Annotated in this window: 13 protein-coding genes; 8 read left to right on the top strand and 5 right to left on the bottom strand. The window is 67.5% G+C overall.

The window, feature by feature from the left end:
* Window positions 1-7: 7 nt before the first annotated feature.
* Genes GONAM_RS03680 through GONAM_RS03665 form a run of 4 tightly spaced genes read right to left on the bottom strand, consistent with a single transcriptional unit; the run spans window position 8 to window position 4,336 of the window.
* Window positions 8-1,273 carry a CaiB/BaiF CoA transferase family protein gene (locus GONAM_RS03680; protein ID WP_006865431.1) on the bottom strand — a complete coding sequence of 422 codons (1,266 nt, stop codon included), beginning with the start codon at window positions 1,271-1,273 and terminating at the stop codon, window positions 8-10.
* Window positions 1,270-2,364, bottom strand: coding sequence for an acyl-CoA dehydrogenase family protein (locus GONAM_RS03675; RefSeq protein WP_006865430.1), 1,095 nt, complete (start codon window positions 2,362-2,364; stop codon window positions 1,270-1,272). Before GONAM_RS03675 ends, GONAM_RS03680 begins: the two co-directional genes overlap by 4 nt.
* Window positions 2,361-3,527: an acyl-CoA dehydrogenase family protein gene (locus tag GONAM_RS03670; RefSeq protein WP_006865429.1), complete on the bottom strand. Its 1,167-nt coding sequence runs from the start codon at window positions 3,525-3,527 to the stop codon at window positions 2,361-2,363. The genes GONAM_RS03675 and GONAM_RS03670 overlap by 4 nt, the downstream gene beginning before the upstream one ends.
* Entirely contained in the window at window positions 3,524-4,336 is an 813-nt protein-coding gene (locus GONAM_RS03665) for an enoyl-CoA hydratase-related protein (protein ID WP_006865428.1), read from the bottom strand. The genes GONAM_RS03670 and GONAM_RS03665 overlap by 4 nt, the downstream gene beginning before the upstream one ends.
* Window positions 4,337-4,488: 152 nt before the next feature.
* Between GONAM_RS03665 and GONAM_RS03660 the strand changes: the two genes are divergently transcribed.
* The 3 genes from GONAM_RS03660 (at window position 4,489) to GONAM_RS03650 (ending at window position 7,346) form a co-directional block, all read left to right on the top strand.
* Complete coding sequence (locus GONAM_RS03660; protein ID WP_006865427.1) at window positions 4,489-5,247, top strand: SDR family NAD(P)-dependent oxidoreductase; 759 nt, start codon at window positions 4,489-4,491, stop codon at window positions 5,245-5,247.
* Window positions 5,244-5,663 (top strand): VOC family protein, encoded by a 420-nt coding sequence (locus GONAM_RS03655; RefSeq protein WP_051992458.1) that lies wholly within the window; start codon window positions 5,244-5,246, stop codon window positions 5,661-5,663. The genes GONAM_RS03660 and GONAM_RS03655 overlap by 4 nt, the downstream gene beginning before the upstream one ends.
* A gap of 105 nt (window positions 5,664-5,768) precedes the next feature.
* Window positions 5,769-7,346 (top strand): FAD-dependent oxidoreductase, encoded by a 1,578-nt coding sequence (locus GONAM_RS03650; protein ID WP_006865425.1) that lies wholly within the window; start codon window positions 5,769-5,771, stop codon window positions 7,344-7,346.
* A 7-nt stretch (window positions 7,347-7,353) separates the two neighbouring features.
* Here the strand turns inward: GONAM_RS03650 and GONAM_RS03645 are convergent, their stop codons facing one another.
* Window positions 7,354-8,151, bottom strand: a complete 798-nt coding sequence (locus GONAM_RS03645; protein ID WP_006865424.1) for an IclR family transcriptional regulator — start codon at window positions 8,149-8,151, stop codon at window positions 7,354-7,356.
* Window positions 8,152-8,397: 246 nt separating this feature from the next.
* Between GONAM_RS03645 and GONAM_RS03640 the strand changes: the two genes are divergently transcribed.
* The 5 genes from GONAM_RS03640 (at window position 8,398) to GONAM_RS03620 (ending at window position 14,576) form a co-directional block, all read left to right on the top strand.
* Window positions 8,398-9,462, top strand: coding sequence for a ferredoxin--NADP reductase (locus tag GONAM_RS03640; protein ID WP_051992464.1), 1,065 nt, complete (start codon window positions 8,398-8,400; stop codon window positions 9,460-9,462).
* 126 nt (window positions 9,463-9,588) lie between these two features.
* A complete protein-coding gene (locus tag GONAM_RS03635; protein WP_006865422.1) occupies window positions 9,589-10,794 on the top strand; it encodes a 3-ketosteroid-9-alpha-monooxygenase, oxygenase component in 1,206 nt (401 codons plus the stop codon).
* 52 nt (window positions 10,795-10,846) lie between these two features.
* Complete coding sequence (locus GONAM_RS03630) at window positions 10,847-12,031, top strand: acyl-CoA dehydrogenase family protein (RefSeq protein WP_006865421.1); 1,185 nt, start codon at window positions 10,847-10,849, stop codon at window positions 12,029-12,031.
* 17 nt (window positions 12,032-12,048) lie between these two features.
* Window positions 12,049-12,960 carry a VOC family protein gene (locus tag GONAM_RS03625; protein ID WP_006865420.1) on the top strand — a complete coding sequence of 304 codons (912 nt, stop codon included), beginning with the start codon at window positions 12,049-12,051 and terminating at the stop codon, window positions 12,958-12,960.
* Window positions 12,957-14,576 carry a flavin-containing monooxygenase gene (locus tag GONAM_RS03620; protein ID WP_006865419.1) on the top strand — a complete coding sequence of 540 codons (1,620 nt, stop codon included), beginning with the start codon at window positions 12,957-12,959 and terminating at the stop codon, window positions 14,574-14,576. The genes GONAM_RS03625 and GONAM_RS03620 overlap by 4 nt, the downstream gene beginning before the upstream one ends.

Below are 14,576 nucleotides of genomic sequence, written 5' to 3'. Positions count from 1 at the left end.
GTCCTTCCTACCCGTCGCCGAACACGCCCGACGACCGGAGCTCGGCCAACCGGCTCGGGTCGTAGCCCAGGGCGGCGAGGACTTCCTCGGTGTGCTCGCCGCGACGTACCGCCGGGCGGGGTGAGCGGTGAGTCGACCTGCTCAACGAGATCGGGACACCGACGCCGCGATACTCGTCGGTGTCGAGGAACAACTCCCGATGCCGGACCTGCAGCGAGGTCAGTGCCTCCGCGACATTGTTGACCGGGCTCGCCGGGACTCCCGCGCGCTCGAGCCGTTCCGCGAGATCGTCCCGGTCCCACTGCGCGATACGTTCGCCCAGAAGGGTGGTCAACTCGACGCGATGCTGCGACCGCTCGCCGTTGTGCACGAACCGCGGGTCGTCGGCGAGCCCGGGCACCCCGAGAACCTCGACGAGCGAACGGAACTGACGGTCGTTGGCCGCACTGACGAAGAAGTCGCCGTCTCGAGCGGAGAAGACCTGGTAGGGCACCACGGTCGGGTGGAAGTCGCCGGTGCGCTGCGGTATCGCACCGCCGGAGACCCAGTTCGCGGCATGCGGATGCAGGATGGAGATCACCGAGTCGAGCAGTGTCATGTCCACCAGTTGCCCGCGGCCGCTCCGGTCCCGCTCGTACAGCGCCAGGAGTATGCCGCTCACCGCCATGTTGGCGGCGACGATGTCCACGATGGGGATGCCCACGCGCAGCGGATTGCCATCGGGGTAACCGTTCACGCTCATCAGACCGCCGAACGACTGGAGGACCGCGTCGTATCCGGGTAGCCCGCCCATCGGTCCGTCGACGCCGAAACCCGTGATGCGGCAATAGATCATCCGAGGGTGCCGCTCGGCGAGAACGGTGTCGTAGTCGAAACCCCACCGCGCCATCGTGCCGGCCTTGAAGTTCTCGGTCACGATGTCGGCACCGGCCAGGAGATCGGCGAGGACCTCCCGTCCCGCGTCGGTTCGGAGGTCGAGGCAGATGTTCTCCTTGCTGTGGTTGAGGCTCTGGTAATAGGCGCTCGTGGCGCCCTCGTCCTCGAACGGGGGTCCCCACCCTCGGGTCTCGTCACCCGCGGGCGCCTCGACCTTGATCACCTCGGCACCGTGATCGGCGAGGATCTGCGCCGTGTAGGGGCCGGCCAGGACCCGACTCAGGTCGAGAACCCGCAGACCGCTGAGGATTCCGTGGTCGACGGCCGACTCGGCGGCACGCCACGCTGCCCGGGGATCGACCCCGGTCTTCTCGTCACCCACGAGATCCGCGCTCATCGGGCACTCTCCGGCGAGGCTTCCGGCGCTTCGGTCCCGGTGATGATCTCCCACGGGTCGGCGCCACCGTCGAGCACCCGCCCGGCGAGGACATCGGCCCATTCGGCTTCGGTCCCGTGCCGGTCGCGCCATGTCCAGAGCGCCGTCGTCGACCGGCCGAGCCGGTGCTCCGCGGTGAAGCCGATCGCACCGTGGATCTGGTGTCCGGCCGCGGCCACCTCGTCGGCGTATGCCGACGTCACCACCTTTGCCGCGGCCACCGCGGCCCGGGCGCCGCCCGGATCGTGCGAGGTCGCCTCGGCGGCGACTCGTGTCGCGGTCTCCATCATGGTGGTCCGGGCCGCCATCACCGCGAGTCGCTGTTGGATGGCCTGGAACTTGGCGAGCGGTCGGCCGAACTGGATGCGTTCCGAGGCGTACTGCACGGTCAGGTCGTGGACGGTGCGTGCGGCTGCGGCCAGTGCCGTCGAATACGCCAGCGCGCCTCGCAACCGGACATCGGCGGCCTCGAACGGGGAATCGGCGTGGAAGTCGGCCACCGCCTCGTCGAATCGGATGTCGCCGAACGACACCCCGAGCAGGTCCGTGCCGTCTGCGACGTTCACCCCGGGATCACCGAGGTCGACGATCGCCACCAGAGGTCCGTCGGCGGTGGGTAGGAGTAGGACAACGGAGTCGGCGGAGGTCGCGTGGACGACGTCGCGCACGATCCCGTTGAGTATCAGGCGGTCCTCACCGTCGGCAGTGCGGTCGAGACGCGAGTCGAGGGCGTCGGCGACCGCGATCGTCGCGGTGGTCCCCTCCGGTGACTTTCCGACTGCGCCGGCGAGCCATGCGGCCAGGAGCGCATGTTCGACGTACGGGGTGATCGCCCCGGCTGCGGTCACCGCGGACAGCACGGCGAGCGCGTCCTCGAGATCGGCGCCCTGCCCGTCGGCGGCGTCGGAAACATCGAGATTGGTGAAGCCCGAATCCGCCAGGGCTGCCCACAGTTCCGTGTCGATGCCCGTCGGCGGTGTCTCGGTGCCGACGGTGACCCGGTCCAGAATCGAGGTCGTCGCCGCGACGAGTTCGGCGGCCAGTTCGCTCATCGAATCCCCATTCCCCGCGCCACGATGCCGCGCAGGATCTCGTTGGTTCCGCCCCGGAGGGTGAAAGCGGGTGTGTGCAGCACACTCTGGCCGAGGAGACGCTCCAGCGGAGTGCCTCCGCTCCTTCGTGCGATGACGCCCGACGCGCTGCGAACAGCATCGACGAGTTCGCCCTCGAACGTCGAGCCCAGGTCTTTGACCATGGCGGCCAGCACATCCGGTTTGCCGCCGGCAGACAGTTCGGCCGCCACGCGTAAGGACATCTGTCGTAACGCCCACGCCTGCGCGGTGAGGGTGCCGAGGGTACGGCGCTGTGCGGGGGTCGCCCCGGTCCCGCGGAGATGATCCGCCCATGCCCGCAAGAGCGGCAGTGTGCTGAGGTATCGCTCGGGGCCGGAACGTTCGAAGGCCAACTCGCTCATCACCTGTTGCCACCCGTTGCCCCGGCGCCCGAGCAGTGCCGACTTGTCGACGACGGCATCGTGGAAGATCACCTCGTTGAAGTGGGCCTGGCAGTCGATGCTCCGCAGTGGGCGTACCTCGATGTCCGGATGGGACAGGTCGACGAGGATCTGGGACAGGCCCTGCTGCCGATCCTCCGGGGTGCCGTCGGTGCGTGCCAGCAGGACCATCGCGTGGGAGATGTGGGCGCCGGTGGTCCAGACCTTGGTGCCGCTGACGGTCCAGCTGTCACCGGTGTCCCTCGCCCGGGTGCGGACGCTCGCGAGATCCGAACCGGCATCCGGTTCGGACATCCCGATCGCGAAATAGATCTCGCCCGAAGCGATCCCGGGAAGGTAGCGGCGCTTCTGCTCTTCGGTGCCGTTCGCGAGGATGCCCGGGGCCATCTGCCGGTCGGCGATCCAGTGTGCGGCGACCGGGGCCCCGTGGGCGAGGAGTTCCTCGGTGATGACGAATCGTTCGACGGGGGTGCGTCCCCGGCCGCCGTATTCGGTCGGCATCGTCATGCCGAGCCATCCGCGGTCGCCCAGTCGTCGACTGAACGCGGGGTCGAAGCCGGTCATCCAGCTGTCGACGTCGGGAACGAATGCGCCGCGGGCGATCTCGTCGCGGAGGAACTCGCGGACCTCGGTGCGCAGAGCCTCCAGGGCGGCGTCGTCGACCCCGACCGACGAGCCGCGGGTCTCGTGGAGGGCGGTCATGACCGGCCGGGTCCGCGCGACGACCAGTTCTGCCCCTTGCGGGCCATCGACCACATCTGGGTACCGCGCTCGATCTCGACCGCCGAGTCCCAGGTGACCGCGGGCGGACCGAGCTCGAGTCGCACGCTGGACATGACGCGGCGGGTCAACTCGGGATCACGTGCGGCGGGTGCGGTGAGTCCGTCCACGATCGCGGGGATGTCCTCGATCGGGGCGGCGGCGTAGGCCAGACCGCGTTCGACGGCCTGTTCGCCGGTGAGTGACTGACCGCACGCGGCGAGCGCGATGGTGTTCGCCCGTCCCATCGCCCGGTTCAGCAGAGTGATGTGCCCGCCTCCCGGGTGGATACCCCGAGCGAGGAAACCGCTGTCCAGCTTGGCGTCCGGGGTGGCGATGAGCAGGTCGACCGCGAGTGCCAGGTTGAGGCCCGCGCCCACCGCCCCGCCGACCACCACGCCGACGGTCGGCACGGGCAGCGAACCCACGCGCATGAAGGCCTTGTAGACCGCGGACAACTGCACGACCGACTCCGGCGAGGCGGGATCGGCGGAGGCGGCGGCGAGGATGCGGGTGTCGGCACCGCTGCAGAAGTAGGTGCCCGCGGCGTCGACGACGACTGCGCCGATGCTGTCGTCGGCGGCGACCTGGTCGCAGAACTGCTCGATGGCGGCGGCCATGTCGAGGGTGATGGCGTTCTTGCGACGCGGATTGTTCAGGGTCAGCCGGGCGACGCCGTCGGTGAACGACGTGATGATCGACGCTGCTTCGTCGTCGGAAGGCTGCGCGCTGGGAGCTGTATCGGACGTCATGCAGGGGAGCGTAGCTGATTGGATTCAAAAAGCGATCCAAAATCATTGACTTGCCGGAGCGACTGCGGTGAACTGACTGCACGAGCCGATCGTCGTCTCCGCGCACCGCCGCGAGACCCTCTGGCCGATTCCATTCTTCGAAGGAGACTTCCTTGTTCAATTTGACCGGACATATCGCATTGGTCAGTGGTGCCGGACAGAGCGTCGGTGAGGGGATCGCCAAAGTGCTGGCACGCCAAGGCGCTTCGGTGATCGTGAACGACCTGCATGCCGACCGGGCCGAGAAGGTCGCCGCGGCCATCGCCGAGGAGGGCAATCGCGGGATCGCCGCCGCCTTCGACGTCACCGACATCGACGCCACCGCGGAGGCCGTGCGGGCGGCCGAGGCCGAACTCGGCGGGCACGTCGACATCCTCGTGAACAACGCCGGTGTGGCCGAGGGTCGGGTCATCAAGCCCTTCCGTGACCTCGCCCCGGAGGAGTGGCGTGCGCCGATCGACCTCAACATCTTCGGCGCCATGAACTGCATCAAGGTCGTCCTGGACGGTATGTGCGACAACGGTTGGGGACGCATCGTGCAGATCTCCTCCGGCTCGGCACGGACCGGTCAGAACATCAACCAGACGATGTACGCCACGGGCAAGAGCGGGATCGAGGGATTCATCCGGCACCTCGCAGCCGAGACCGGCCAGTACGGGGTCACCGCGAACATCGTGGCACTCGGCCATCAGAAGAATCTCGAGGACAAGATGCCTCCGGAGATGATCGAACGAATCCTCACCCAGATCCCGATCGGGAGGCTGGGGGATCCCATCGAGGTCGGTGCCTTCTGCGCGTACCTCGCCTCTCACGAGGCCGGCGGGATGACCGGCCAGACACTCGATTTCAACGGCGGGTCCCAAACCCGATGAACCCGAGCCCAGCGGCCCCGAACGAGACTGGGATCGTCTTGTCGCTCGCCGCGGTTCGGGTGTCCGACCTGCGCGGATCGACCGATTTCTACGCTCGCGGGTTGGGATTCGTCGTCGAGCGTGAATTCGCCACTCCGGCATTCGATGCGGTCATCCTGCGCGCCGGCACGGCGGGGATCGAGCTGATCCGCCCGAAAGGTGCCGCGGGGGAGGAAAAACCCGATCACGGGAACATGTTCAACAAGCTGGTCCTGAACGTCGCCGACGCGGCGGCCGCCCTGCGACGCGGGGTCGACTGCGGCGGGACCGAGGTGTCCCCGGTGGTCGAGCACGCCTCCTACGGGATGGCGATCGGCGTCCTCGCCGACCCCGACGGCCACCGCCTGGAGCTGGTCTCCAGGAACGGCTCCCTCTGAGCGGGAGACCCCCACGTGGGTTGCGGCCGCCGCGGCTAGCGTCTCGTGATGTGGCGCCGATCGATGCGCGATCGGCGATGATTCCGAGCAGGGGTGTGGCGCCTGATGGCCGTGGATGATCAGCAGTGGGACAGCAGTTACGACGTCGTCGTGATCGGCTCGGGTGGCGCCGCGCTCGCCGGTGCGCTGGCCGCGGTGAAGCGCGGGCTGTCGGTGTGTGTGGTGGAGAAGAGTTCGTACTTCGGCGGTACGTCGGCGTATTCCGGTGGAAGCGTGTGGCTACCGGGTAACCACGTACTGGAACGGCAGGGTGTCGACGATTCCGTCGAAAACGGGCTGGCCTATTTTCGGTCACTCGTGGGCGACCGCACCGCCGAGGCCCTGCAGCGGACGTTCCTGGAAACCGGCCCGGAGGTGGCGCGTTTCCTGGAGGACGAGGTGGGAATCCCCCTGGAGCACCGCCCATTTCCGGATTACTACGCGGCCCCCGGCCGGAAGGACCACGGCCGGAGCATCTTCGCGGCCTCCATCTCGGCCGACGAGCTGGGTGACCGCCTGCGGGACATCCGGCCGCCGGTCCCTGCCGATCAGTTCGGCATGGAGGTCGACCGCTCCGTACTCGACGGTGGCCAGGCCTGGATAGCCCGGATGGTGCTGGCGCTCGACGAGTCGGGCCGTGCCGACCTGCATCTCGGCACGGCGGCGGAGCGTTTGATCGTCGACGACGCGGGGGACGTCGTTGGGCTCGAGGTCAGCGCCGGCGCACACCGACGGACGATCCGGGCCCGGGCCGGGATCATCGTTGCCGCAGGGGGTTACGAGCGCAACGCCGAACTGCGGCGCGTTCACCAGCAGATGCCGACCGCAGACTGGTCGGCGTCCCATCCGGACACCGGCAGCGGTGACGCCTTGCGGATGCTGTCGGAGGTGGGGGCGCAGGTGGACCTGCTCGACCAGTCCTGGTGGTGTCCCGCCACTCTGTTCCCGAACGGCCGCGCCGCGTTCACCCTCGGGGTCCGGGCGGGGATCATCGTCGATTCGACGGGGCAGCGGTTCGCCAACGAGATGTTGCCCTACGACCAGATGGGCCGGGCGATGTTGCAGCGGATGCGCGACGGGGCCGGCGAGGTGTTCTGGTTCGTCTTCGACAACCGGTTCGGCGACGAACTCCCGGCGATCTGCGTGCCCGCGCCGGAGCGCGCCGCGATGACCGAGGCGGGCCTGTGGCACACCGCCTCGACCGTGGGAGAGCTCGCGGCGGCCACCGGCCTCGACGTCGAGAAGCTCACGGCGACAATCGATCGGTACAACGGCTTCGCCGTAGCGGGCCGGGACGAGGACTTCGCGCGCGGAGAAGATCCCTACGGCCGGTTCTTCGTCGGGGCGCAGGACGCCGCACAGTGCCTGCCGTCCCTCGACGGTTCGCGATTCCATGCGGTCCGCCTGGTGCTGGGTGACCTCGGTACGAAAGGTGGTGCGGTCATCTCCACCGAGGGCGCGGTGTGTCGAGCAGACGGCAGCGTGATCCGTGGTCTGTACGCGGCGGGGAACTCCTCGGCCTCGGTCTCGGGTGAGGTCTATCCGGGGCCCGGTACACCACTCGGATCGGGGATGGTGTTCGCCTACCGTGCCGTCGCCGACATGGCGGCCCATCTGGCCGGCGCCCCGGGTACCACCACGTAGAGGGTCCTCAGTGGTCGGTGAGATCTGCTGCGACGCAACGTTCCCAGATCTCACCGGCCACGATACGGGCCGGCCCCATGAGCTTTCGGAGATCAACCGCGCCCACCGGAGCACAGACCGAGAGGCCGGCGAGATTGCCGTAGATGTGATCGTGCGGTCCGATCGAGACGCCCACGCAGGCGACGCCGGGGAAGGCCTCACCGCGGTCGAAAGCTGCACCGCGGTCCCGGATCTGGGCGAGCTCGGCGTCGAACTGGGCGGGGCTCGTGATCGACAGGGCGGTCTGCTTGACGAGCGTGCCGTCGTCGAGCTTGTGCAGACCCCGGGGAGATTGCCGCGGGGCGACCTCCGCGTACGCGATGATGACCTTCCCGAGGGCGGTCAGATGGGCGGGAACCCGCTGGCCCACCGCGGTGGGTGTCGGGCCGCTGAGCCGCCCGTTCACCTTCGCGAGGTAGACGGTGTCACCGCCGTCGACGACGCCCAACTGGATCGTGTAACCCGTCCGCTGGGCGAATGCGTGCATCACCGGCCGTGCGGCTCGGAGCAGACGATTCTGGTTGAGTGCGGCCTGGCCCATCTCATAGGCCTTGACCCCGAGCTCGTAGGTCTGTTCCGGTGACCGGGCCAGCCAGCCGGCACTGGCGAGCTGCTCGAGCAGCCGATGCACGGACGATCGGGGTAGTTTGGTGCGCGCAGTGACCTGCGCCAGTGTCATCGGGGCCGATCCGTTGAACGCCTCGAGTACCGCCGAGATCCGATCCACGACCGAGATGGGTCCGTCGCTCGTCTGTGTCGTCCTCACCAATCCTCCTCCGTGATGCTCGTCACAGTACCCCGCGTGTTGTGGCTCTCGCCACGGGGTGCTGGTCCGGTTGCCCATCTTCGCCCCGGCGGACGGCCTCCGCCGATGGGCTTCCCGTCCAGCGGAACGACCGCCGGAATCGGGGGCGCCGATTCGTATGATTCCCGTCTGTTCGGCGCTTCGAGTGGCCTGGGTCACTCGATCGGATGTCGAAACGGTACATGACACATCGGATGGGTGGGCACCATGATCTGGGACAGGATTGACGGCCGTGACGATCGGCGCGGCCGGAGAGTCAGGGTCGTCGGTGTCGTCGACGAGACGCACGACACCAGGTCGTTGCTGGTCGAACCCGCGCCCGAGGACACTGCGGCGTTCGGCTACTCCGCGGGCCAGTTCTTGACCATCCGGGTGCCCGACCAGGGCCGAGGGGGAGCGCGATGCTATTCGCTCGCGAGTTCGCCTCACGTGGACACGACCCTCAAGGTCACGGTCAAACGCGTGCACGGCGGTCACGGCTCCAACTGGGTCTGCGACACGATCACGTCGGGGGATGAACTCGAGGTCCTCCCGCCGGCGGGTACGTTCGGCCCGAAGTCGCTCGACGAGTCGGTCGTGCTCATCGCCGGCGGGAGCGGCATCACCCCGGTGATCTCGATCGCGAAGTCGATCCTCGTCGCGGGTTCCGGACACGTCGCGCTCATCTACGCCAACCGCGACGAGCGGTCGGTCGTCTTCGCGGAGGAGCTGCGTGAGCTCGCGGATCGCCACGGCACCCGGTTCAGCGTCGTCCACCTGCTGGACTCCGTCCAGGGGCGGCCGACCGGTGCGGGCCTGTCTGCTCTGCTGCAGCCATACCTCGACCGGCAGGTCTACGTGTGCGGACCGCCGCCGCTGATGGACCTCGTCGCCTCGGTGTGCGAGGCGCTGGGCATCGAGCGTGGTCGGGTTCATGCGGAGCGGTTCGTCTCGTTGCAGGGCAACCCCTTCGACGCCGCCGGCCCCGTCGGGGACGAGGCGCCCGAGGACGACGACGATCCGGGGTGTTCGGTCGAGGTCCACCTCGACGGCGAATCGCACGTGGTGCCCTGGAGGGGCCGGAAGAAGCTCCTCGACGCGCTGCTGGAGGCGGGTCTCGATGCGCCGTTCTCCTGCCGGGAAGGGGCGTGCAGCGCGTGCGTCTGCAGTCTCACCTCGGGTGAGGTTCGATTGGCGCACAACGAGATTCTGTCCGACGACGAGATCGCCGAGGGATACATCCTGGCCTGCCAGGCCGAGTCGGTGGGCGAGAAGATCACGATCGAGTACTGAACTCGCGGTGGTGCCGAAAAGCCCTCCCACTCGATGGGAGACCCACGTCACACCGGGCGCCCTGGTTGCCAAGCTGAGGACACCGCGACGAGTGGCACGGTCGCGATCATCCGATCAGGAGGCGTTGTGAGTACGACCATCGAACCCAGCGGCGAAGTCAGGGACATCGACACCGGTGCGCCGCCACAGCGTTACGCCCGGGGATGGCACTGCCTCGGACTGGTTCGCGATTTCGCCGACGGAGCTCCGCACCAGGTGGCCGCGTTCGGTACCGAACTCGTGGTCTTCGCCGGCGAGGGCGGCACGTTGAACGTGCTCGACGCCTTCTGCCGGCACATGGGCGGCAACCTGGCGCTCGGAACCGTCAAGGGCAACACGATCGCCTGCCCCTTCCACGACTGGCGTTGGCGCGGCGACGGCAAGTGCGCCGGGATCCCGTACGCGAAAAGGGTTCCGCCCATTGCGCGAACACGGGCCTGGACGTCCACGGTGGTGAGTGGCCAGCTGTTCGTCTGGCACGATCCGCAGGGATCGGTTCCGCCCCCCGAGCTCGCCATCCCGGAGATCCCGACCTACGGCGACGAGGGCTGGACCGACTGGGTGTGGAACTCGATCGACGTGACCGGATCGCACTGCCGCGAGATCGTCGACAACGTCGTCGACATGGCGCACTTCTTCTACGTGCACTACGGCATGCCGACCTACTTCAAGAACGTCTTCGAGGGGCACATCGCCAGTCAGGTCATGCGGTCGCGACCCCGCGCGGATGCGGCCGGGGTGAGCCAGAGCACCAACTACAGCACCGAGAGCCAGTCCGACGCATCGTATTTCGGACCCTCGTACATGATCGACAAGCTCTGGAGCGGCGGCCGTGATCACGACGGCGACCCGAACATCTACCTGGTCAACTGCCACTATCCGATCTCGCCGACATCGTTCCGGCTGCAGTACGGCGTGCTCGTCGAGAAGCCCGCGGGGATGGCCGACGAGCAGGCGAACCAGATCGCACAGGCCGTTGCGAAGGGAGTCGCCATCGGCTTCGAACAGGACGTGCAGATCTGGAAGAACAAGTCGCGCATCGACAATCCTCTGCTGTGCGAAGAAGACGGGCCTGTCTACCAGCTCCGGCGCTGGTACGAGCAGTTCTACGTCGACGTCGAGGACATCGCGCCGGAGATGGTCAATCGATTCGAGTACCAGATCGACACCGAACGCGCACTGAAGAGCTGGCAAGCCGAGGTCGACGAGAACCTCGCCGCCGGGCGAAGCGCCCTGGCGCAGAACCCGGCCTCGGCACCGAACCGCGAGGGCGCCGGCCAGTCCGTGTCCTGACCCCATCGACAACACCGAGCGCCGCCGGCGCTCACTTCTGAGGAGAACACCTATGAGCCACGAAGTGCTCGACAAGGTCATGGACATGGCCGACGAACTGCGCGCGGGTGCGGAGGAGTCCGAGAAACTCGGACGACTCTCCGACGATGTCGCGAAGGGACTCAAGCAATCCGGCATCATCCGGCTGCTCCAGCGCAAGACCTACGACGGGTACGAGGCGCACCCGAGGGAGTTCGCCGAAACCGTGATGGGGACGGCGGGCATCTACGGGTCGGCCGGATGGATCGGCGGGATCGTCGGCGTCCACCCGTGGCAGCTGGCCTTCGCCGACCCGCGGGTCCAGGACGAAGTGCTCGGCGGCGACTCGGACACCTGGCAGGCGTCGCCCTACATGCCCGGTGGTGTCGCAACACCCGTCGAGGGCGGTTACCGGATGACGGGGCGGTGGCAGTTCTCCTCCGGCACCGACCACTGCGACTGGATCTTCCTCGGCGCCTTCACCGGTGACGCGGACGGCAAACCGCTGATGCCGCCGGTCGGTCTGCATGTCATCCTGCCGCGGTCGGACTACCAGATCGTCGAGGATTCCTGGGATGTGGTGGGGCTCCGGGGAACCGGCAGCAAGGACATCATCGTCGAGGACGCCTTCATCCCGGCACATCGTGTGATGCGCTCCGGGGACGTCATCGACGGCACTGCGGCGAAGGAGTACGGCGTCACCGAGACGCTCTACAAGATGCCGTGGTCGACGATGTTCCCGCTGGGGATCACCTCGGCGACCATCGGTATCTGTGAAGGTGTGCTGGCAGCGGGAATCGCCTATCAGCGCGATCGGGTGGCCGCAACGGGTGGCGCGATCAAGGACGACCCCTACGTCCTGCACGCACTCGGTGAGGCGGCCGCCGAGATCGACGCCGCCCGGCAACAGCTCTTGGGCAACGTCGATCGCATCTACGACCTCGTCGACGCCGGTACCGAGATCGACTTCGAGATGCGGGCCACCTCGCGACGCAATCAGATCCGTGCCGCCTGGCGCGCGGTCCGCGCGGCCGACGAGATCTTCGATCGGTCTGGCGGCAACGCGCTGCGGATGGACAATCCGTTGCAGCGGTTCTGGCGGGACGCGCACGCCGGACTGCACCACGCGATCCATGTCACCAGCACCACCTATCACGCCGCCGCGCTGGCGTCCCTGGGTGTCGAGGTCCCCGCAGGTCCCCTGCGGGTGATGATCTGAGCCGGGGGATCACGACGATGGGTCTGATCGCAGCGCTCGGCTACGTACGGGTGATGGCCACCGACATCGATCGGTGGCGCGAGTTGGGTTTCGAGGTACTAGGATTCGCGCCGGGGACCGGACCCGAAGAGGATGCGCTTCACTTCCGGATGGACGAGCGCACAGCTCGGATAACTGTGGAACGAGGCAATGCCGACCGGGTCACGGCAGTCGGCTGGGAGGTGCGCGACCACCTCGCACTCGCCGAACTCCGGCGAGTGCTCGACGAGGCCGGGACCCCGTACTCGGAGATGGACCAGGACCTGTGTGATCACCGACGGATCGAGGCCGGCATCAGCCTGAAGGATCCCGGCGGAACGCCGCTCGAGATCTTCCACGGCCCGGTGCTCGACCACAGCCCGGTTCTCACCAGGTACGGACAGAAGTTCATCACCGGCCCCCAGGGGCTGGGGCACGTCGTGATGCCGACGGCCAACTTCGACGAGTCCTACGTGTTCTACACCGAGACACTGGGATTCCTGCCGCGGGGGGCGTTCCGGATGCCCACGCCGCCCGGGATGCCGCCGTCGAGGATCCGCTTCCTCGGGATCAACCAGCGGCACCACAGCCTCGCCATAATGCCGGCGCTGGAAGGGCGTGACCCCGGGCTCATCCACGTGATGGTCGAGGTCGACGAACTCGACGCCGTCGGCCGGGCGTACGACCAGGTCATGGCCCGCGACTTCCCGGTCTCATCGACTCTGGGCAGGCACACCAACGACAAGATGGTCTCGTTCTACGTCCGGGTACCGGGTGGTTGGGACATCGAGTACGGCACCGGCGGGATGCTGGTCGACGAAACTCATTACACCGCAGAAGAAATCACCGCCGACAGTTATTGGGGCCACGAGTGGATGTGGGCCCGGCAGGCCAAGGAGTCAGCATCGTGACCATCTCAGACACGCAGGGGGCGCGGACGACCGATCACGACGTGATCGTCATCGGCGCGGGCATCTCCGGCCTCTACGCCGTCCACAAGCTCCGCGGCGAGGGCCTCGACGTGCACGGTTTCGAGTCCGCCGCGGACGTCGGCGGAACCTGGTACCACAATCGGTACCCCGGGGCGCGGTGCGATGTGGAGAGCATCGACTACTCGTACTCATTCGACGAAGACCTGCAACAGGAATGGACCTGGACCGAGCGTTTCGCGACGCAGGCGGAGATCCTCGCCTACCTGCGTCATGTCGCGGACCGGTTCGACCTCCGAAGTGCCTTCGACTTCCTCACACGGGTCACCGCGGCCACCTACGACGAGGAACTCGCGCAGTGGTCGGTGAGCACCGACACCGGCTCCACCGTGACCGCGCGGTTCCTGATCATGGCGACCGGCGTTCTCTCCGCGACCAACAAACCCGACATCCCGGGCCGTGATCTGTTCGCCGGTGAGACCTACCACACCGGTGAATGGCCGCATCACGACGTCGATTTCGCCGGCAAACGCGTGGGTGTCATCGGCACCGGGTCGTCGGGCATCCAGTCGATCCCGGTGATCGCCGAGAGTGCCGAACACCTCGTGGTGTTCCAGCGCAGTCCCAACTACTCCATCCCCGCGGGTAACCGGCCGCTGTCCGAGGAGACCATCGCCGAGGTCAAGGCCAACTACGCCGAACGCCGCCGGCTCTCCCGGATGAGCGGGGGAGGGACCCCGAACGCTCCGTACCCCAAGGGTGCACTCGAGGTGGACGAGGCGGAACGTACCCGCGTCTACGACGAGTGGTGGCAACGCGGCGGCTATCTGTTCGCCAAGGCGTTCCCCGACCAGACCACCAACCTCGCGGCCAACGACACCGCGCGTGAATACGTCGAGGCGCGCATCCGGGAGATCGTCCGGGACCCGGCCGTCGCCGACATCCTGATCCCGACGGATCACCCGATCGGCACCAAGCGGATCGTCACCGACAGTGGGTATTTCGAGACGTTCAACCGCAGCAACGTGACCCTGGTCAACCTGCGCGAGACCCCGATCGAGGAGATCACCAGGACCGGGGTCCGGACCTCGGGGGAGAACATCGAGCTCGACATGCTCATCTTCGCCACCGGGTTCGACGCGATGACCGGATCGTTGTCCCGCATCGACATCCGCGGACGTGGCGAACGCACTCTCACCGAGGAATGGGCCGCGGGGCCCCGCACCTACCTCGGCCTGGCGGTGCACGGCTTCCCGAACATGTTCATCCTCACCGGGCCGGGGAGCCCGAGCGTCCTGGCCAACATGGTCCTCGGTGCCGAACAGCATGTGGACTGGGTCGCCGACGCCATCCGTCATCTCGACGAACACAATTCGGCGACCATCGAGGCGGAGAACGACGCGGTCGACAGCTGGGTCGCCGAGTGTTCGGCCAAGGCGGCCGGCACCCTGTTCCCCTCGGCGAACTCGTGGTACATGGGCGCCAACATCGAGGGTAAACCCCGCGTCTTCATGCCGTACATCGGCGGGTTCGGGAACTACGCGAACGTGTGCGCCGAGGTGGCCGAGGCCGGTTACAAGGGCTTCGAGATCACCTGA

This window comes from Gordonia namibiensis NBRC 108229 (assembly GCF_000298235.1).
GTDB classification, from domain to species: Bacteria; Actinomycetota; Actinomycetes; order Mycobacteriales; family Mycobacteriaceae; genus Gordonia; species Gordonia namibiensis.
Note: the sequence above shows the minus strand (reverse complement) of the source record. Positions and strands in the feature narration are given on the sequence as shown.

What these genes read in the sequence shown, in the direction of transcription:
- GONAM_RS03680 (WP_006865431.1), bottom strand. Translation starts at nt 1,273, where the DNA reads ATGAGCGCGGATCTCGTGGGTGACGAGAAGACCGGGGTCGATCCCCGG.
- GONAM_RS03675 (WP_006865430.1), bottom strand. Translation starts at nt 2,364, where the DNA reads ATGAGCGAACTGGCCGCCGAACTCGTCGCGGCGACGACCTCGATTCTG.
- GONAM_RS03670 (WP_006865429.1), bottom strand. Translation starts at nt 3,527, where the DNA reads ATGACCGCCCTCCACGAGACCCGCGGCTCGTCGGTCGGGGTCGACGAC.
- GONAM_RS03665 (WP_006865428.1), bottom strand. Translation starts at nt 4,336, where the DNA reads ATGACGTCCGATACAGCTCCCAGCGCGCAGCCTTCCGACGACGAAGCA.
- GONAM_RS03655 (WP_051992458.1), top strand. Translation starts at nt 5,244, where the DNA reads ATGAACCCGAGCCCAGCGGCCCCGAACGAGACTGGGATCGTCTTGTCG.
- GONAM_RS03650 (WP_006865425.1), top strand. Translation starts at nt 5,769, where the DNA reads ATGGCCGTGGATGATCAGCAGTGGGACAGCAGTTACGACGTCGTCGTG.
- GONAM_RS03640 (WP_051992464.1), top strand. Translation starts at nt 8,398, where the DNA reads ATGATCTGGGACAGGATTGACGGCCGTGACGATCGGCGCGGCCGGAGA.
- GONAM_RS03630 (WP_006865421.1), top strand. Translation starts at nt 10,847, where the DNA reads ATGAGCCACGAAGTGCTCGACAAGGTCATGGACATGGCCGACGAACTG.
- GONAM_RS03625 (WP_006865420.1), top strand. Translation starts at nt 12,049, where the DNA reads ATGGGTCTGATCGCAGCGCTCGGCTACGTACGGGTGATGGCCACCGAC.